Source organism: Megamonas rupellensis DSM 19944, assembly GCF_000378365.1.
Taxonomy (GTDB): Bacteria; Bacillota; Negativicutes; order Selenomonadales; family Selenomonadaceae; genus Megamonas; species Megamonas funiformis.
In genome coordinates, this window is record NZ_KB899566.1 from 72,026 (window position 1) to 91,287 (window position 19,262).

At 31.4% G+C, this 19,262-nt stretch carries 17 protein-coding genes; 10 read left to right on the forward strand and 7 right to left on the reverse strand.

Features of this window, described 5'->3' with window-relative positions; all coding sequences use genetic code 11:
- The first annotated feature begins 6 nt into the window (after positions 1 to 6).
- Entirely contained in the window at positions 7 to 1,200 is a 1,194-nt protein-coding gene (gene hydF, locus F553_RS0100460; protein ID WP_018998558.1) for a [FeFe] hydrogenase H-cluster maturation GTPase HydF, read from the forward strand.
- A 9-nt stretch (positions 1,201 to 1,209) separates the two neighbouring features.
- Here the strand turns inward: hydF and speD are convergent, their stop codons facing one another.
- Positions 1,210 to 1,677 (reverse strand): adenosylmethionine decarboxylase, encoded by a 468-nt coding sequence (gene speD, locus F553_RS0100465; RefSeq protein WP_018998559.1) that lies wholly within the window; start codon positions 1,675 to 1,677, stop codon positions 1,210 to 1,212.
- 125 nt (positions 1,678 to 1,802) lie between these two features.
- Here speD and F553_RS0100470 point away from each other — a divergent pair, with 125 nt between their 5' ends.
- From F553_RS0100470 to F553_RS0100480, 3 genes are all read left to right on the forward strand, one after another.
- Positions 1,803 to 2,432, forward strand: coding sequence for a hypothetical protein (locus F553_RS0100470; protein WP_018998560.1), 630 nt, complete (start codon positions 1,803 to 1,805; stop codon positions 2,430 to 2,432).
- Between the two features lies 1 nt (position 2,433).
- Complete coding sequence (locus F553_RS0100475; protein WP_018998561.1) at positions 2,434 to 2,832, forward strand: GNAT family N-acetyltransferase; 399 nt, start codon at positions 2,434 to 2,436, stop codon at positions 2,830 to 2,832.
- Positions 2,833 to 2,907: 75 nt separating this feature from the next.
- Positions 2,908 to 3,525: a LysE family translocator gene (locus F553_RS0100480; protein WP_008538948.1), complete on the forward strand. Its 618-nt coding sequence runs from the start codon at positions 2,908 to 2,910 to the stop codon at positions 3,523 to 3,525.
- 95 nt (positions 3,526 to 3,620) lie between these two features.
- Here F553_RS0100480 and F553_RS12145 read toward each other — a convergent pair whose 3' ends face one another.
- From F553_RS12145 to greA, 4 genes are all read right to left on the reverse strand, one after another.
- The gene (locus F553_RS12145) at positions 3,621 to 4,715 is read right to left on the reverse strand and encodes a restriction endonuclease subunit S (RefSeq protein ID WP_018998562.1); all 1,095 of its coding nucleotides are present in this window, start codon (positions 4,713 to 4,715) and stop codon (positions 3,621 to 3,623) included.
- Complete coding sequence (locus F553_RS0100490; RefSeq protein WP_018998563.1) at positions 4,705 to 6,636, reverse strand: HsdM family class I SAM-dependent methyltransferase; 1,932 nt, start codon at positions 6,634 to 6,636, stop codon at positions 4,705 to 4,707. Before F553_RS0100490 ends, F553_RS12145 begins: the two co-directional genes overlap by 11 nt.
- Positions 6,637 to 6,859: 223 nt before the next feature.
- Entirely contained in the window at positions 6,860 to 8,302 is a 1,443-nt protein-coding gene (lysS, locus tag F553_RS0100495) for a lysine--tRNA ligase (protein WP_370755001.1), read from the reverse strand.
- A 65-nt stretch (positions 8,303 to 8,367) separates the two neighbouring features.
- Positions 8,368 to 8,844 (reverse strand): transcription elongation factor GreA, encoded by a 477-nt coding sequence (gene greA / locus F553_RS0100500; protein ID WP_008538956.1) that lies wholly within the window; start codon positions 8,842 to 8,844, stop codon positions 8,368 to 8,370.
- Between the two features lie 237 nt (positions 8,845 to 9,081).
- Between greA and F553_RS0100505 the strand changes: the two genes are divergently transcribed.
- Positions 9,082 to 9,705, forward strand: a complete 624-nt coding sequence (locus F553_RS0100505) for a hypothetical protein (RefSeq protein ID WP_018998565.1) — start codon at positions 9,082 to 9,084, stop codon at positions 9,703 to 9,705.
- On the opposite strand, the gene F553_RS0100510 is transcribed toward F553_RS0100505, so the two are convergent.
- Positions 9,687 to 10,622: a bifunctional riboflavin kinase/FAD synthetase gene (locus tag F553_RS0100510; RefSeq protein WP_008538958.1), complete on the reverse strand. Its 936-nt coding sequence runs from the start codon at positions 10,620 to 10,622 to the stop codon at positions 9,687 to 9,689. The two genes, F553_RS0100505 and F553_RS0100510, sit on opposite strands and share 19 nt — an antisense overlap.
- 93 nt (positions 10,623 to 10,715) lie before the next feature.
- Here F553_RS0100510 and cobU point away from each other — a divergent pair, with 93 nt between their 5' ends.
- From cobU to brnQ, 5 genes are all read left to right on the forward strand, one after another.
- Positions 10,716 to 11,264 (forward strand): bifunctional adenosylcobinamide kinase/adenosylcobinamide-phosphate guanylyltransferase, encoded by a 549-nt coding sequence (gene cobU / locus F553_RS0100515; RefSeq protein WP_018998566.1) that lies wholly within the window; start codon positions 10,716 to 10,718, stop codon positions 11,262 to 11,264.
- Between the two features lie 127 nt (positions 11,265 to 11,391).
- The gene (gene cobS, locus F553_RS0100520; RefSeq protein WP_018998567.1) at positions 11,392 to 12,186 is read left to right on the forward strand and encodes an adenosylcobinamide-GDP ribazoletransferase; all 795 of its coding nucleotides are present in this window, start codon (positions 11,392 to 11,394) and stop codon (positions 12,184 to 12,186) included.
- 36 nt (positions 12,187 to 12,222) lie between these two features.
- Positions 12,223 to 12,861, forward strand: coding sequence for a histidine phosphatase family protein (locus F553_RS0100525; RefSeq protein WP_008538963.1), 639 nt, complete (start codon positions 12,223 to 12,225; stop codon positions 12,859 to 12,861).
- Between the two features lie 15 nt (positions 12,862 to 12,876).
- Entirely contained in the window at positions 12,877 to 16,641 is a 3,765-nt protein-coding gene (locus tag F553_RS0100530; protein WP_018998568.1) for a PolC-type DNA polymerase III, read from the forward strand.
- A gap of 40 nt (positions 16,642 to 16,681) precedes the next feature.
- Positions 16,682 to 18,025, forward strand: a complete 1,344-nt coding sequence (gene brnQ, locus F553_RS0100535) for a branched-chain amino acid transport system II carrier protein (RefSeq protein WP_018998569.1) — start codon at positions 16,682 to 16,684, stop codon at positions 18,023 to 18,025.
- A 38-nt stretch (positions 18,026 to 18,063) separates the two neighbouring features.
- On the opposite strand, the gene F553_RS0100540 is transcribed toward brnQ, so the two are convergent.
- Positions 18,064 to 19,191 carry an acyltransferase gene (locus tag F553_RS0100540; protein ID WP_018998570.1) on the reverse strand — a complete coding sequence of 376 codons (1,128 nt, stop codon included), beginning with the start codon at positions 19,189 to 19,191 and terminating at the stop codon, positions 18,064 to 18,066.
- Positions 19,192 to 19,262 lie beyond the last annotated feature (71 nt).

Consider the following 19,262-nt stretch of genomic DNA (forward strand, 5'->3'; position numbering starts at 1 on the left):
TATATTATGGATTTAAATCAAACTCCACTTGCCAATCGCACCCATATCGCTTTTTTTGGTATTCGTAATGCTGGTAAATCTAGCATTATGAATGCCTTAACTAATCAAAATATCGCTGTAGTTTCTCCAGTCAAAGGAACGACAACAGACCCAGTGCATAAAGCCATGGAACTTTTACCACTTGGCCCTGTAAATATCATTGATACAGCTGGTCTTGACGATATTGGCGAACTTGGCAAATTGCGTATAGAAAAAACTAAACAAATTTTAAATAAAACTGATATCGCTATTTTAGTTATTGACGCTACTTTAGATTTTACCGATTTTGACCGAAATATTTTAAAATTAATCACTGACAAAAACATTCCCTATATCGTAGCTTATAACAAAGTCGATTTAATGCCTGATTTCAAACCTAAAAATGAAAATATTAAACAGTATGTATATATCAGTGCCAAAGAAAAAACAGGTATTGAAGAATTAAAATCTAAACTTATACAAGTAGCCAAAACTAAACAAGAAAAATTTATCTTAAAAGATATTGTAAATCCCAAAGATACTGTAGTGTTGGTAATTCCTATTGATAAAGCAGCTCCTAAAGGACGACTTATTTTACCTCAACAACAAGTAATTCGCGAATTGCTCGATATTGGTGCTACTGCCATCATGACTCAAGATGATAATTTAGAAAATACTTTAGCCAATCTAAAAACTAAACCAAAACTCATCATCACGGACAGCCAAGTTTTTGACAGGGTAAATAAAATCGTCCCTCAAGATATAGAATTAACTTCTTTTTCAATTCTCTTTTCTCGCTATAAAGGAGATTTAAAGCGACAAGTAAATGCTGTTAAAGTCTTAGATACTATCAAAGATGATGATAAAATTTTAATTGCTGAAGGCTGTACACATCACCGCCAATGTGATGATATTGGCACTGTGAAATTACCTAATTGGATAAAAAATTATACTAAAGCCAACCCAGAATTTATTTTTACCTCTGGCACAGAATTTCCTGATGACTTATCTAAATATAAATTAATCATTCACTGCGGTGGCTGTATGCTCAATCAAGCGGAAATGCAATCAAGATTAAAAAAAGCTCATGAGCAAAATATACCCATGAGCAATTATGGTACTACTATTGCCTATATTCACGGCATTTTAAATAGAACCTTACATGTATTTTCTGATTTTTAATTTCATAAATTATAATTTTATTCTGCGTGCTACAGTTTTAATAACTTTAGCACCTTTATTTTTTATACTGCGAAGTGGTCTAAGTGGTGCAATACGAATTTTTATACGTGGTTTAACATCTTTGACCGTACCAAAATCGCCACGTTTTAAATAAGTTATTCTTATTTTTTCTGGCTTCATTAATTTTTTCAAAGCCTTAATTGCTTTTTCAGGTTTACCATCTTCTTGGCAAATAAATACATCGCTAGCAACATATTTTAATTTTGGATACGTACGCACTACTGCATGACCTTCTTGAAGTAAAATAAATACAATAGCTTGTTCTTCATTCCATAATTGAGCACGAACTTCTATCGGTGTATATCCAGCCATATTCATCGCCATGTCCAAGGACTCACGCAAATCTTCATAATTACTTAAATCTTTATTTTTACAATCGTACATATCTACAGTTAATTGTCTAGCTAAAATCTTCACATCGCTTCTCTCCCTGCCTTAAAATTTATTAATATTATATCATAGCTATAAAAATTATTATATATATCAATCGATTAATAATATATAATAATTATAGAATATATTAGCTTTAAGGAGTGATTTTTATGTTAAAAAAAGTTATGACTTTAATATGCTTTTGCTGTTATCTTTGCTTTATGCAAATAGGTTTTGCTCAAGACATTATCAAACAAGAAACACCCCAAAAACAGACATTGAAAGTAGCTATTTTACCTACGCTTTCCAATAGCCAACGCTATCCAGATGTCAATCAATTACTCTATAACAATTTAACCCAAGAAATGCATGTTCCTCTAAATGATACCTTACAAGCAGTTGAATATATTGATGAAAACAGTATTTATGCTGCGATAAAACAATCCAACTTTACTTATAATCAAAATCTTGATACACTAAAAGATACAGCTGATTTATTAGATGCTGATGTCGTAGTTGGTTATACTATTCCTACTATGTATCAACATTATTATCATTCCATCTCTCATTTAGATGGTTCTCCGCTTTTAAATAGTTATATATCAGTAAACCTTTGGGTATATTATCGCCCATTAAATAAAACATTTAAAATCTCTGATAGACGTCAATATTTTGATGAAATCTCTACATGGGGAATGTTAACTGAACTTGCTAAAGATGCTTCATCAAATCTCAATAAAAAAGCTGAACTAAAATCGCTATTAAAACAATCAATAAAAATAAAGAAAGGTGAATTATAATATGAATATCACTTACTCTCAAGAAAAAAATTTTGATGCTAAAACTCTTTTAGATTTCTTCACAGTATCTGGTAATCCTGATGCTAAATACGAAGAAACACTAGTTGAAGCTATCAACAATGCAGGCACTGTAGTTTCTGCATGGGATAAAGATACAAATGAACTTGCTGCACTTATCACTGTAGTTGATGATGGCAAAATGACAGCTTATATTCGCTATCTTGTTGTTGCACCAAACTATCGTGGTAAAGGCATCAATGATGAATTAATTGCTCAAGTAAAAGCTAAATACGAAAATTATCCTTATCTTTTTGCTTTTGCTCCAGATAATTTCCATGCTTCCTTCTTCTCTAAATTAGGATTTAATGTATTAGATGGTGCTAAAGTATTAGCTCGTTAATTTATAATACTAATACAAAACCGCATTTATTAACTTAAGTGCGGTTTTATTTTATACATATCGAGGTGTTTATCTATGGAATTAACTACTCTTTTATATTTTTTGATAGCTTCTGTGCTACTGACTTTAGCACCTGGACCAGATATCATGTATTTACTTGCTAAAAGTCTAGCTGATGGCACTAAAGCAGGTATTAGCTTAGCTCTAGGCTTAACGACTGGTCTTATCTTTCATACAACGCTTGTAATCATCGGTGTTGCTGCTATCATTCAACAATCACCACTTGCCTTTGCCACCTTAAAATATATTGGTGCTGCTTATTTATTATATCTTGCTTGGGGAGCATTCCATGCTCAAGGCAATTTAAAATTAAATGCTGTAAATAATAGTACTTCCTTTTTTAAATTATATCGTCGTGGGCTCATCATGAATGTTTTAAATCCTAAAGTATTATTATTTTTCTTAGCCTTCTTACCTCAATTTGTCAATTTAAATTCTGATAGCGTCAGCCTTCAAATTGCATTTTTAGGATTTATCTTTGGCTTACAAACACTTATAATATTTTCCCTAGTCGCTATCTGTGCTGGCAAAGTTCGTGACTATATTTTAAACGTAAAAAACTTCAACAAAATAATGGGCTATATTCAAGGTATTGTATTACTCTTTATCAGCTTAGCCCTAATCATAAGTTAATTTAAAAAGCTCCTGATTTTAGAAATACCTCTAATTTTTCAAGAGCTTTCTATATTCTTTAGGTGTCATTTTCATATATTTATAAAAAAATTATATTAAATTTTATCACCATATGGTAGAGACTTGATATATTTTTCCATAAAATCCCAATCCGGAACAAATCCATCTTTAGAATATTGACAATTATTATCAATATATGCTTTTCCATTTTGATACTTTTTTATTGGTAATTTAATTATAATTTTTTTTGTGTCGTTAATTCTACACTGTCGTCCATAAGACCATTTATAATTTTCAGATGTATTTATAATTTGAACAATAAATAATCCACTATATTTATTCATTTTAAACAATGGTGATAATATATTAACATCACTAGTTGCACAAAAATTATCTTCTTGATAATATGCAGTTGCTCCTATTTTTCCAATAGTTATTTTATTACCTTCAAAATCCGGAAACAAATTTGTCATTGCACTAATTCCATTATTAGAATTAGCAGCAGATACATATGGTGTATTGCCAAATTCATAATCATCAGCTGAATAATATATACCCGCACATATATCAAATAATTTAACTAACTCAAATTCTTTCCATTCATCTATTATTAAATCAGGTATCTGATTTAATAAATTTTTTGTACTCAACGGTTTATAATAAAGCGTTTTTATATATCTTTCCATAAAATCCCAATCTGGAATAAATCCATCCTTAGAATAGCTTTTTTGAGAATCTAAAATAGGATTTTTTTTATTATATTTAACAGGTAATAATAATTCTATATATGGCAAAGTTTTATTTGCTTGTCGTCCATAACTATATTTATATTTATTTTTTTCTATTATTGTTATTAAAAATAACTTAACTTCATCTGAAACATCTTTTTTACATTTTAAAATATATAAATCTCTCCCACTATAAAAAACGTCTTTTTGCAAAAAAGTAGAAAGTACGCTTCCACCACCTGCAATAGTTATCAATCCTGCTTCTTGTGGCTCAATATCTTTTATTCTTTTTACTCTAGCAGAAACCCCATTATTTATAGATGTTCGCGAAACAAAATTAACACCATACTCATTTTCATCATAAACTTCTTCACATTTATTTAAATCCAAATTAACACCATATTTAATTATAAATAAATCTTTAAGTAAAAATTTTTTCCATTCTTTAATATTAAGATTCATATACTTTTCCTGTTCTAACTAAATATGCTAAATAATTATTTAATGTTTTTTGAAAATCTTTTTTTTCTAATTTTGTATAATCTGTTTTCATATATGCTTCACATAACCATTCATTATATCCATTAACAACAGCTATTGCAGATTTACCATCAATAACTTTCCTTGACTCATATAATTCTAACCATTCTTTTTCAATTGATTTCCATATAGAATTATTATTTTCATCAAATTGTTCTATTCTACCTATATTCTTTTTCTTTTTAAAACCATCATTTTTATAATAACCAAAAAAAGTTTCTCTAGGTACACCATCTGGTTTAATATGTGGTTGACCCAATGTAAATAACATGCAACATGCACATACTGAAGCTCCAGGGTAAAATATCTCATCTGGAAGAGTAAATACTGCTTCTAAAGTATTATTTTCTAACATTTTTATTTTTTCTTCTGTTATAATTTTACTATTTATACCTATTGCTGCCGCAACTGGTAATAATACTGCTAACTTTACTGTCTTTATTGACAAATTTTCTTTTTCTCTTTTTTCATTCATTTTTTTTACTATATCTGATAAAAAATGAATAAAAACAAATCCTTTTGTTGGATCATCCTTTCCTTCTATTGCTTTTTTAGTCCAATTTTTCTTATATTCCTTAGGAATGCCTATTGGTTTTGCATTATATGGTGGATTCATTAAAATTATATCTGGATTAGCATCCATTATAAATTTTTCATTATCAAAACAACTTCCAAACTTAATATTAGAATTTCCATCTCCATGAATAAGCATATTTGTAGTTGCTAATCCATAAGCCTTTTCTTCTACTTCAATTCCATAAATATGTTCTTTTTTTACAATATTTTGAAGTTCTTTACATTGAGATTCCGTTTTATTTCGTTTACAATCCGCCAATTCTTTAACCATAGCTTGTACTAAAAATGATCCACTACCACATGTTGCATCTAAAACCACTTTAGTTCTATCTACATTTGTTAATTTGCACATAAATTCTGTTATATGATCTGGAGTAAACGCTTGATTTTTATCTGCTTTACCTGTGTATTTATTAAATGCAATAAAAAATAAATTTAAAATGTCTTGACCTTCAGAACTATCTGCATCAATATATTTATAGATTTCTAATAAAATTGTTGTTAAAAAATCTCTCCAATGTTTATTTTTTAACTTTTTTACTTTCTGATCATTTAATACATTTTTTTGTAATAATTCAATTTTCTTTGTCTTATTTTCTGAACCATCTAATAAATTCGATAATGTTGCTTCTATATCTGCTCGTATAGCTTTTTCATCCATTAATTTCCAGATATTATCCAGTTTATTCTTTAATGCATCATCAATAACATTAACTTCCATTTTTTTCATTATATCTTTTAAATATAATAAAGAAGTTCCTACAAATTGACTTCTCAACTTCTCATCAATATCCATTTTATGCAATAGTTCATTTAAACTATACGTATTCTTTAAAACTTTTTCTCTATCATTTTGTTTATTTATTGCAAAAAATCTTTCATAATATTGCATTGTATCTAATACTGTTTCTTCTATTAATTCACATTCTTTATTAATATTAGATTTCCAAACCTTAATTTTATCATTATTGGTATTAGCTAAAATACCAATAATCTTTTTTTCTTTGTGCAAAGCTCTTTCTTCTTCTAAATATGCTGCAAGTTGCTTTTCATCTTTTTTTACAAAATTCTTTTTTGTTTCTACTAAAATAACAATATCATTTTTTTCAAATCTTATATCTAATACAAAATGAGAAATTTTATGTCCTACAGCTTTTTCTAAATTTTCTTTTGAGCCTGCTTCTCTAACATAACTATATTCTCCATTTTCCATATTAGTAGTATGATATTCAATACCTATTTTATTAATAATTTCTATTCTATTCATAAAACCTTACCTTTCTTAGTATATAATATTTTCAAAGATATTCTGTTATCATACTGTACAAACAATATGTTATTTAAACATATTATAATTATAAAAATTTTATTTATATCATAATAAAAGGACTTAGTCCGTTAAAATATAGAACTAAGTCCCTTTATTATATTAATTAATATGTTCAATATTTTGTACACATATAAGAAATTACTATTTTTTTATCTTATAATTAATTCTCAATTGGTTTCATTGTTGGGAATAAGAGTACATCACGAATAGAAGAACTGTCTGTTAAGAACATTACTAAACGGTCAATACCGATACCAAGACCACATGTTGGTGGAAGACCATATTCAAGAGCTGTGATATAATCATGGTCCATCATATGAGCTTCGTCATCGCCACCTTCACGAGCTTTTTGTTGATCAATGAAACGTTGTTCCTGATCAATTGGGTCATTTAACTCGGAGAATGCATTTGCAAGTTCACGACCATAAATGAACATTTCAAAACGGTCAGTGAATGCAGGATTTTCTTTATTGCGTTTTGAAAGTGGAGAAACTTCTGTTGGATATTGTGTTACAATAGTTGGCTGAATTAAAGTAGATTCTACTTTTTCATCGAATACTTCATATAAGATTTCGCCAATAGAATGTTTACCTTCACAAGGAACAGCTAATTCTTGTGCAATTGCTTGTGCTTCTTCTAAAGTCTGAACTTTGCTGAAGTCTTTGCCTGTAGTTTCTAAAACAATATCATTCATTGTAACACGACGGAAATTACTTAAGTCAATTTCTGTACCTTCGTAAGTAATTTTAGTTGTGCCACAAGCATCTATTGCAGCTTGTTTAATGATACCTTCTGCTAAATCCATTAATTCATTGAAGTCTGCATATGCTTGATATACTTCGATAGATGTGAATTCTGGATTATGTCTTACGTCAATACCTTCATTACGGAAGATACGACCAATTTCATAAACACGTTCAAAGCCACCAACTACAAGACGTTTTAAATATAATTCTGTAGCGATACGAAGATACATATCAATATCAAGTGCATTATGATGAGTGATGAATGGACGAGCATTTGCACCACCAGCGATTGGGCTTAATACAGGTGTTTCAACTTCTAAGAAGTTACGGCTATCTAAATAGTTACGGATAGATTTAATGATTTTTGTACGTGTGATGAAAGTCTGACGTACATCTGGATTTACGATTAAATCTAAATAACGTTGACGATAACGAGTTTCTACATCTTTTAAGCCATGGAATTTTTCTGGTAATGGACGAAGGGACTTCGCTAAAATAGAGAAATCAGATACTTTGATAGTGATTTCACCGCGATGTGTTTTGAATAAAGTACCTTCCACACCGATGATATCACCGATATCTAATAATTTAAATTCACCATATTTTTCTTCGCCAAGGTTATCAAGACGGAAATATGCCTGAATTTTTCCGCTAAGGTCGGAAACAACAGTGAAGCTAGCTTTACCATGACCACGAACAGCCATTAAACGACCAGCTACGCGCACTACAGTTTCTTCTCCTAAAGTTTCAAATTGGTCTAAAAGTTCTTGAGCATGATGAGTTACATCATAACTACGACCAAATGGTTCAATACCTTTATCTATGAAAGCTTGCATCTTATCACGACGCACCTGCATAAGTTCATTGATATCTTGTTGTTTTTCTTCTATATGCTGTTTTGCCAACGAAAGTCCTCCTCTTCTTATTTTTTAATTTCTACAATTTTATATTCTAAAGTACCAGCTGGCACTTTTACTTGAACTACTGTTCCTACAGTTTTTCCTAAGATAGCCATACCAACAGGAGATTCATTGGAGATTTTACCTTCTGTAGTATCTGCTTCTGTAGAACCTACGATTGTATATGTTTCATCTTCATCATATTCCATATCTTTGATTACTACAGTATTACCAAGATGTACTACATCTTTATTGCTATCATCAGCTTTGATGATTTCACTATTTCTAATCTGGCTTTCTAAAGTGAGAATTTCACCTTCAATGAAAGCCTGTTCGTTTTTAGCATCATCATATTCAGAGTTTTCGCTAAGGTCGCCTAGTGCGATAGCTGCTTTCAAACGGTCAGCAACTTCTAAACGACGGACACTTTTTAAATATTCAAGTTTTTCTTCTAGCTTCTTTAAGCCTTCTTCGGTCAAAACTACTCGCTTATCTGCCATTTTAATGCTTCCTTTCAGTCATACAATTCATTATACAAAATCATACAATAGTTAAAAATAATAGAAGAAGTGCCAAGCTAACGCCTGACACTACCTTTTTGCAATCAGCAAATATTATATAGGTTTTACGGTATTTTGTCAATTTTTGACAGTAGTTTTTGAGACATTTATACTATACATATCATAGAAAAATTTGTCTTTTACTTGTAAAAATTTATAATGAAAAGGAGTTTTATTATGCGACTTTATCTAATTATTCTCTGCCTTTGTTTTAGTATCCTTTCTATGGGTATGACCTTTGCTCCTACAAAAAATAATTTGCACTACAACAACTTAGCTTTAGGCGATAATTATGAAGATATGATTGCTCAATTTGGTACGCCTCGTTATGATGAACAAAACTATCTTTGGGGTCAAAAAATCACATATTATGTTTATAAAAATAATAACAAAATTGGCATAAATAATGATACTAAAAAAATAGTTGATATGATTATTGTTGATGATACTTATAATCACAACGACAAATTAAAAACTGGCATGACTTCCTATAAAATAGAACAAGTATTTGGTAAAGCAGACAGACAAATGTTTGAAGGCAATACTTGCTATATTTATAAAAATGAAGCTAAAGAAAAACTCATCATTCAAGTCGAACCTACAGATAAATATTTAGAAAGCTTCCGCATAACTAATTTACCAGTTGAATTACCTATAGATACGACTGAATATCTTCCTGATGATGCCACTGACGAAACAGAAAATCCTTTAATGGCAGATAAACAAATCGATACTTCTGCTGTTAACACTCCTGCTAAAGATAAATTTCAAATAAATTATAATTATTCCTTCACAAAATAGGCTTTAGCTTGTTTTACATCTTTTTTCATTTGATTTAATAATGCATCAACTGAAGTAAATTTTATTTCCCTACGAAGCATTTTTAGAAAATCAACACGTATGATTTGTCCATAGATAGTTTGTTGAAAATCAAAAATATTTACTTCCACGCGACGGCTGATATCTTCAAATGTTGGATTTGTACCTACGCTAGCTACAGCTTGATATTTTTTTCCTTCCACATAAGCTTCAACAACATAGACACCATTTGGCACCATAGCACGCTCTGCTTTTATGGCTAAATTAGCAGTTGGAAAACCTAATAAACGACCACGTTTTTTTCCATGAATTACTTCTTCATCTATGCTAAATGGCTTACCTAACATTTTATTTGCACAATCTAAATCACCTTCAGCTAATGCTTTACGAATGACAGTGCTACTTACCATATTATTATGGCAATAAATAAAATGTTGCATATATGCTTTAAAACCATATTTTTCTCCAAGTTCTTTTAATAAATCCGGTGTTCCTAATCCTTTTACCCCAAAACTATAATTAGGACCTGTAACTAAAAATTTAGGAGATAAATAATCTTTCAACATTTTAACGAAAGCTTCTGGTTCCATCTGACAAAGTTCTAGGTTAAATTCAATATTAAATAAAAAATCTACACCTAAAGCTTCAATATCTCTAATCTTGGCTAAAGTATCATTGATAATCAAAGGTTTACGCTTCGGAGCAATCACAGATAATGGGTGATTACTAAAGGTAAAAACAGCACTTAATCCTTGATTTTCTTTAGCCAATTTGACAGCTTGCATTATGACATTTTGATGACCGATATGTACACCATCAAAAGTCCCTAAAGCAACAGCCAAATTTTTACCTTGCAAATTTAAATTTTTTATATCCAAAAGCGAGGAAAAAACTTGCATACAATTCTACCTCTTTACTACTTAAAATTTATATATAATTTAGAATAACATACTTCATCTAAAAAATAAATCTATACGCAAAGGAGCCTTGTTATGGGCAAAATAATTTTAATAACTGGTGGTGCGCGCTGTGGCAAAAGCAGCTTTGCCGAAGATTATGTAAAAACTCATGGTCAAAATATCGCCTATATCGCCACCTCACAAATCTATGATGATGAGATGGCTTATCGCGTGAAACTACATCAACAACGCCGTCCTAGTTCGTGGCAAACTTTTGAAGCACCATTTCACGCTGAAAAAGCTATCCATGAAGCTTTTTGTCATCACGATATAATTCTCTTTGATTGTTTGACACTTTATTTAAGCAATTATCTTTGCAGTGAACAAACACAAGCATACTCTATGGAACAATTATCTGCTGGAACTAAAGATATGATGTCAACTCTAATTGAAGCAGTACAAGCACAAAATACAGATAAAACATGTGTATTTGTAACTAATGAAGTAGGTTCTGGCATAGTTCCAGAAAATGCTCTTGCTAGAAAATATCGCGATTTAGCAGGACTTTGCAATCAACAAATTGCTAAAGCTTCCGCTGAAGTCTATCTTGTTATTTCTGGCATTTCTGTAAAAATAAAATAATTTTTATATTTATATTTTATGTTTTTTCATCTATTATATAAATTATTCTCGTCAGTTCGTTTCTTTTGAATGAATAAAAATTTTTCATAAAGAAACGAACATATTATTTTTAAGGAGGTATTTTTTAGTGAATAATTTTTTATTGGGTCTACAATTTTTAACACGTATCACTATCAAGAAAAATCTTGATTGGTCTGAAAAAGCTTGTGGTGGCAGTGTTAAATTTTTCCCTTTAATTGGTGCAATTTTAGGTATAATATATGTTCTAGTGGGTTATGTGATATATTATTTATTGCCTAGTTTTAATATTTATCTATCAGCACATCTCATAGGTTTTATCCTTCTATTTTGCAATATCTTTTTGACAGGAGCGCTCCATTGCGATGGCTTCACTGATACTATGGACGGTATTTTATCAGGAAGAAAACGCGAACGTATCTTAGAAATCATGAAGGATAGTCGCGTAGGTGCTCATGGTGCTACTTGTTTAATTCTAGTTTTGATTGGCAAATATAGTATGTTTACTGATTTAATGGTAAATCAAAATATTTATATTACTCATGCTCAATTTTTCAACAGCTTATTTGCTTTATTCTTAATGCCGATTATCGCTCGTTGTTGCATGAGTATCGCTGTAGTCTTATTTCCTTATGCTCGCAAAGAAGGTCTTGGCAAAGCTTTTCATGAATATTCTTCTAAAAAAAGTATGGCTTTTGCTCTTCTTTTCACTTTTATCATTTCATTACTTCTAGGCACTATTGGCGTTATTGCTCTTATCTTTACTATAATCGTTATGTATTTGTTCAATCGCTATGTTGCAAATCTAATCGGAGGTTTAACAGGCGATGTATATGGTGCTACTGCAGAAATAGGTGAATTAGTAGTTTTATTTGTTTTTGTCTTAGCACAATCTTTTATATGATTTAATTTTCAAGTTAAAAATTAAGGAGGATTTTCTTTGACTAAGCTTATTTTAATTCGTCATGGTAGAACACTTTGGAATAGTTCTGGAAAATTTCAGGGACAATCTGATATTGAATTATCTCAGGAAGGAATTTCACAAGCTGAAAAACTAGCTGAAAATTTTCCTGTTACTCATATAGATAGAGTATATAGCAGTAATCTAAAACGAGCTTATATCACTGGAGAAATAATCGCTAAAAAATTTAATGTGCCAATCATCAAAGATAAACGCCTTTGTGAAGTTTCTTTCGGCTCTTGGGAAGGTTTAACTTATGATGAAATTCATGAAAAATGGCCTAATGAAATCGAAACTATGTTTTCTACTCCAGATGTTTTGACTATGCCTGAAGGAGAATCTTTCGCTCAAGTGCAAAAACGTGGCGTTGAAGCTCTATTAGATATTGTAAACAAACACCCTGATGAAACTATTGCCATCACAGCTCATGGTGGAATTTTACGCACTTTACTTGCTTATGCTTTGCATATGCCACTTCGCTATATTTGGACTTTAAGACAAGATAACACAGCTGTAAATATCGTTACTTTTTATGGCGATAAAATCAATGTTGAGTTATTAAATAGCACAGCACATCTTAGCCTTACACAATTGCCAAAATTAGGTCGTTTTTCTTAATTAACGAGGTTTATTATGACAAAAAAATATCTTATTTTACCTCAAAATGGTGGCGATAAATTTCGTCAGCTTCTTGCTTCTATGCCCGGAACAGCTCAAGAACAAAAAATCATGCAAGAAGCTACTATTAAACATGTAGAAATTGATGTAAATAACAATTCATGGGAAATCCTCATGCAAACTTATAATGGTATACCTGATGAATTATTAGCTAAAGCTTCATCATATATCTCGCAAAAATGCAATATTCCCACTGTAATTTTTTATCAAGATATTGTGGACTTGCCACAAGAAGTAGCCCGCCATTGGTCTATCATTGTTCAAAATGCAGCTAATGGTAACCCTACTTTATTTTCCATTTTAAACCAAGCTAGTCATAGCGTTGATGGCAATAAAATCATGATAGATTTCAAAGGCGACCATATTGAAGATATTTTACGCTCTCATAATATTGAAGAAACTATATCTCAAGCTGTTCAAGCTATGGTACATTGCCCTTGTCATGTTATCTGTCGCATTGATAGTCAACAACCTGCAATAAATAATACTTTAGCTGATTTTGACCCTGAATCTTATCTTCGTCAACTTCAACAACAAGCTAAAACACAAAACCATACAGTCAGCAAAAATAATACACCGCCACCACCTGCTAATAATGCAAATAATCCTGCACCAAAATTCCGTCGCAAAAGTGAACGCAAATTAATGATTGATAACATTCCTGAAGAACATATTGAAATCACTAGCATTGATGGCGAAATGAAAAATATCGTTTTACGCGGTCGCATTTTCAATATCAATAATCGTGAATTCAATACAGGAACTAATCTTCTAACTTTTGACCTAGCAGATGAATCTGACGGTATTTCTTGTAAAGTATTCTTAAAAAATAAAGATGACTTTGAAGAAGTAATGTCTGCTCTAAAAAAAGCTGATATTATCAAAATAAAAGGCTCTATCCGTTTTGACTCTTATCTCAATGATTATGTAATGATGCCACTTAATATCTGTTTGTCTGAATTACCAAAAAGAGAAGATAGAGCTATCGAAAAACGCGTAGAACTACACGCACATACACATATGAGCAATATGGACGCTGTTGTATCAGCAAAAGAATTGATATCTACTGCCGCTCGTTGGGGCTGGCCTGCTATCGCTATCACTGACCATGGTGTCGTTCAAGCCTTCCCAGAAGCGATGAAAGCTGCCAAAGATAATAAAATAAAAGTAATCTATGGCATTGAAGGATATCTGACAGGCGATGATTATCAACAGCGCAGAGCTAATCATATCATCATGTTAGCCAAAAATTCTATTGGTCTTAGAAATATTTATCGAATGGTCTCCTTATCTCATTTGAAATATCTCTATAAATCAAGACCTAGATTACCGAAAAAAATCATTTCTGAATTGCGTGAAGGTGTAATCATCGGTTCGGCTTGTGAAGCAGGTGAATTAATCAGAGCTATTGTAAATAATGAAAGCGATGAAAAATTATTAGAAATAGCTAGTTTTTATGATTATCTTGAAATTCAACCAATCGGCAATAATGCCTTTTTAATCCGCAACGAAAATTTCCCTGATGTACAAACTGATGAAGATTTAATAAAAATCAATCTAAAAGTTGCTGAGCTTGCCAAAAAATTAAATAAAATGCTCATAGCGACTTGTGATGTTCATTTTTTAAATGCCAAAGATAGTATTTATCGTGCTATTTTAATGAAAGGCAAAGGTTTTGAAGATGCGGAAAAACAACCGCCATTATATCTTCGCACAACTGATGAAATGCTCAAAGAATTTAGCTATTTAGGCGAAGAATTAGCATATGAAGCAGTCGTTACTAACCCACGCAAAATAGCAGATATGGTAGAAGTCTTCAAGCCTATTCCTGATGAATTATATTCACCTATGATACCAGGAGCTGACCAAGAAATTCACGATATGTCCTATGCCAAAGCTCGTGAATTATACGGTGAAAATCTGCCTAAAGTAGTACAAGACCGCTTAGAATTAGAATTAAATTCCATCATTGGTCATGGTTTTGCCGTGCTTTATTTAATCGCTCATAAACTCGTAAAAAAATCACTTGATGATGGCTATCTTGTTGGTTCTAGGGGTTCAGTTGGTTCTTCCTTTGTCGCTACTATGACGAATATAACAGAAGTAAATCCTCTACCACCACATTGGCGCTGTCCTCATTGTCGCCACAGCGAATTTATTGAAGATGGTACTTATGGTTGTGGTTTTGATATGCCAGATAAAGATTGCCCTCATTGCGGAACTAAAATGATTAAAGATGGTCATGATATACCATTTGCTGTATTCATGGGATTTGACGGCGATAAAGTTCCTGATATCGACTTGAATTTCTCTGGTGATTATCAACCAGTAGCTCATAAATACACTGAAGAATTATTCGGCAAAGATAATGTTTTCCGTGCAGGAACTATCGCCACTGTAGCTGATAAAACTGCTTACGGTTATGTAAAAAAATTTTTTGACGAAAAAGGTATTAAAAAACGCGATGCTTATATCAACAGTCTTGTAAATGGTTGCACTGGTGTAAAACGCACTACAGGTCAACACCCTGGCGGTATCATGGTTATTCCTCGTAATATGGACGTACATCATTTCACGCCAATTCAAAGACCTGCTGACGATACTACGACAAATACGATAACTACACATTTTGATTACCACTCTATCAGTAGCCGTCTAGTAAAATTAGATATACTTGGGCACGATGATCCTACAGTAATAAAAATGCTCGAAAATATAACTCATCGCGACCCTAGAACTATTCCTTTTGATGACCCAGCTACTATGAGTATCTTCTCCTCTACAGAAGCCCTCGGTGTAACACCAGAAGAACTTGGTGCTACATCTGGCACATTTGGTATTCCTGAATTTAGAACACCATTTACACGTCAAATGCTTGATGACACTAAACCTAAAAAATTCAGTGATTTAGTGCGTATCAGTGGATTTTCTCATGGTACTAATGTGTGGCTTGAAAATGCTCAAGATTTAATCACTTCAGGAACTTGCACTGTTTCCGATGCGATTTCTTGTCGTGATGACATCATGATGCATTTAATTCACAGTGGTATTGACCCATTATTTTCCTTTAAAACTATGGAAAAAGTGCGTAAAGGTAAAGGGCTTAGTGAAGATGATATTAAAGTCATGAAAGATGGCGGTATACCTCAATGGTATATTGATTCTTGTCTAAAAATAAAATATCTCTTCCCACGTGCCCATGCCACAGCTTATGTTATGATGGCATATCGCATAGCCTTTTGCAAAGTTCACTATCCACTTGCCTTTTATGCTGCTTATTTCTCTATTCGTGCTGCTGAATTTGATGCAGATATTATTTCTAAAGGTAAATTAGCTGTTCGCGATAAACTCGACGAAATCATTGAACTTGAAAAACAGAAAAAATTATCCGTAAAAGATAAAGGCTTCCAAGTCGTTTTAGAGCTTGCTTGGGAAATGTATCTTCGTGGTTTTTCTGTAGAAAAAGTAGACCTTTATAAATCAAATGCTGATAAATTCATCTTACATGAAAAATCTCTATTACCGCCATTTACTGCCCTTACTGGTATCAGTACTATGGCTGCAAATAATATCGTTCAAGCTCGCCTTGAAGGCGAATTCACTTCTATTGATGACCTCAAAAAACGTGCTAGTTTATCTACACCAATTGTTGAACGCTTGCGTGAACATGGTTGCTTAGATGGTCTACAAGAAAGTGACCAAATTTCCTTATTTAGTTAAAATCAAAAATTAAATAAAAACTCATCAGAAAGGATTTATCATGAAACGAACACTTTCACTTTCCCAAAATATTTTAGTTGGGTCTATGCTATTTGGTATGTTCTTTGGTGCAGGAAATTTAATATTTCCTGTACATCTAGGACAAGAAGCCGGCAGTAATATTTTTCTAGCTAATATCGGCTTTATGCTAACTGCCATTGGTCTTCCATTTTTAGGTATTGTCGCTATGGGTATTTCTCGTAGTGAAGGTCTTTTTGATTTAGCTAGTCGCATTAATAAACCTTATGCTCATTTTGTTACTGTACTTTTATATCTCACAATTGGACCTGCTTTTGCAATTCCACGTACAGCAGCAGTTTCTTATGAAATAGGTTTATCTAGCCATGTTGATGCTTCCATGCAAACAATTTATTTAGCAATTTTTTCACTTATTTTCTTTGTTTTAGCATTAGCATTTGCTTTAAAACCAGGTAAAATTCTCACATGGATTGGTAAGATTTTAAATCCACTCTTTTTAGTATTTATTGCAATTTTAATGGTAACTGCTGTAATCAATCCTATGGGTTCACCTGATGCTATGCCTGTACAAGAAGCATATCAACAAGAAGCTTTCTTCAAAGGTTTCACTGAAGGCTACAACACTATGGACGCTTTAGCTTCTCTTGCTTTTGGTATCATTGTTATTCATACATTGCACAATCTAGGATTAAAAAATCCAAAAGATGTAGCTTATGGTACATTAAAAGCAGGTATTGTTGTTTTAATTCTCATGGGCATTATCTACAGTTTCTTAGCTTATATTGGCGCTTGCAGTTTAGGGCAATTTGCTTTATCTGCTAATGGTGGTATTGCTCTTGCTCAAATCTCCACTTATTATTTTGGTTCATTTGGTCATATTCTGTTAGCTCTTACCGTTACTATAGCTTGCTTAAAAACTTCCATCGGTCTTATCACTGCTTGTTCCACTACATTTAGTGAATTATATCCTAACTCTTTTAGCTACAGAACATATGCTTTTATCTTCACTATTGTTTCTTTCTTAATCGCTAACGTTGGTTTAACTAGTATCATTTTCTTAGCTATTCCAATTCTCATGTTATTATATCCATTAGCTATAACACTTATCATCTTAGCGTTTATCAGTGCAATTTTTGGCTATCATCGTTATGTATATTCTGTAACCACACTTTTCACTTTATTTGCAGCTATTGGTGATATGTTAAATTCCCTACCTTTTGGACTAAATAACACAGCTACTATCAGCGCTATTATTGAAGTATATAAAAATACTTTGCCATTTTTTGATATGGGTATGGGCTGGATTGTTCCTTCCATTATCGGTCTTATCATTGGCGTTATTATTTCTCTTATCAAAAAAGATTAAAAAAAATGCGGTAACACAAATAAGTGTTACCGCTTTTCTTATTTTTTAGGATAAACGCCTATTGTCAATTCATTTAATTTTGGATATTTCGTATTGCCAAGCTTTCTAAATATTATAGCTACAATTAAAGTAAACAATACTACTAATACATAAAAAATCATAGAATTAACAGCCGTCATAACTATATTAAATTTTGCCATAAATAAAGCTAAATAAGTGATTGCCACAGGATGAGCTAAATATACAAAATATGAATGTTTACCTAATAGAGAAAATAAACTAGTTCCTATTCTAGCTAAAAATCCATATTGAAATTCTGCAAATAAATATAAACTAGCACCTAAAGTATAAACAAGACCAGCTGGAGATAATTGATGAGCAGTATTTATTGCTCCTTCTGGAGAATAACCATTATAGTAAATACAATAATAATAATATGCTAATAACCCAATCAAGCTTATAAAACCAAAAGCTCTTAATTTATTCAAATTATCTCTCATGAAGATTTTAAATTCATCATAATGTACAGATACATATCCACCTAATAAAAAGATAAATACATAATGTATTACCCAATAATTTAAACGATACATAAAAATAGCTTTAACTATTTCATTTTGAATACCATATGGGTTCATCAAAAAGCTTGAATAATAATCTACTGCCATTTGAAAAACAAATAAAACTACTAATAATACAATATTTAATCTTTTTACAATAAAAATCCACAGTGGCATTAAAGCATAAAACCAAACCAATAATATCATGAAATATAATTGATAACATGCTAAACCAAAAAATAAAATGCCAATCAAATTTAATGGATGAAGTAAATACAACGTTTGATTTGTTATTGTATAATGCAAAATATAAAAAATAGACCATACAAGATAAGGGATTAACACTGTTTTAAATCTTCGCTTCATGAAATTTTTATAATTAAACTTTTCCTGTAAATCTAAATTATAAAATAAGCCAAAAGCGGAGATAAAGAAAAAAATCGGTACTGAAAATCTCGTTACAATTTCATACAAAGCCAATAATTGTAAATTAGGAGTGGGATTATTCATCAAGTATTGTGAACCCACATGTATACCAACTACGCCTAGCATGGATATTCCACGCATATATTCAATAGCTGGCACTCTCTCTTTTTTTATACTCACATGAATACCTCTTTTATTATTTATTTTTATTCATCATAGCAAATCCATCTTCAAAATACAATAACTACTAC

Excerpts from the sequence above, each read along its gene's own strand:
- F553_RS0100530 (WP_018998568.1), top strand. The coding sequence starts at position 12,877 with ATGACAAAAAAATATCTTATTTTACCTCAAAATGGTGGCGATAAATTT.
- F553_RS0100505 (WP_018998565.1), top strand. The coding sequence starts at position 9,082 with ATGCGACTTTATCTAATTATTCTCTGCCTTTGTTTTAGTATCCTTTCT.
- hydF (WP_018998558.1), top strand. The coding sequence starts at position 7 with ATGGATTTAAATCAAACTCCACTTGCCAATCGCACCCATATCGCTTTT.
- greA (WP_008538956.1), bottom strand. The coding sequence starts at position 8,844 with ATGGCAGATAAGCGAGTAGTTTTGACCGAAGAAGGCTTAAAGAAGCTA.
- cobU (WP_018998566.1), top strand. The coding sequence starts at position 10,716 with ATGGGCAAAATAATTTTAATAACTGGTGGTGCGCGCTGTGGCAAAAGC.
- brnQ (WP_018998569.1), top strand. The coding sequence starts at position 16,682 with ATGAAACGAACACTTTCACTTTCCCAAAATATTTTAGTTGGGTCTATG.
- F553_RS0100475 (WP_018998561.1), top strand. The coding sequence starts at position 2,434 with ATGAATATCACTTACTCTCAAGAAAAAAATTTTGATGCTAAAACTCTT.
- F553_RS0100470 (WP_018998560.1), top strand. The coding sequence starts at position 1,803 with ATGTTAAAAAAAGTTATGACTTTAATATGCTTTTGCTGTTATCTTTGC.
- F553_RS0100510 (WP_008538958.1), bottom strand. The coding sequence starts at position 10,622 with ATGCAAGTTTTTTCCTCGCTTTTGGATATAAAAAATTTAAATTTGCAA.
- F553_RS0100480 (WP_008538948.1), top strand. The coding sequence starts at position 2,908 with ATGGAATTAACTACTCTTTTATATTTTTTGATAGCTTCTGTGCTACTG.
- F553_RS0100490 (WP_018998563.1), bottom strand. The coding sequence starts at position 6,636 with ATGAATAGAATAGAAATTATTAATAAAATAGGTATTGAATATCATACT.
- lysS (WP_370755001.1), bottom strand. The coding sequence starts at position 8,302 with ATGCAGGTGCGTCGTGATAAGATGCAAGCTTTCATAGATAAAGGTATT.
- F553_RS12145 (WP_018998562.1), bottom strand. The coding sequence starts at position 4,715 with ATGAATCTTAATATTAAAGAATGGAAAAAATTTTTACTTAAAGATTTA.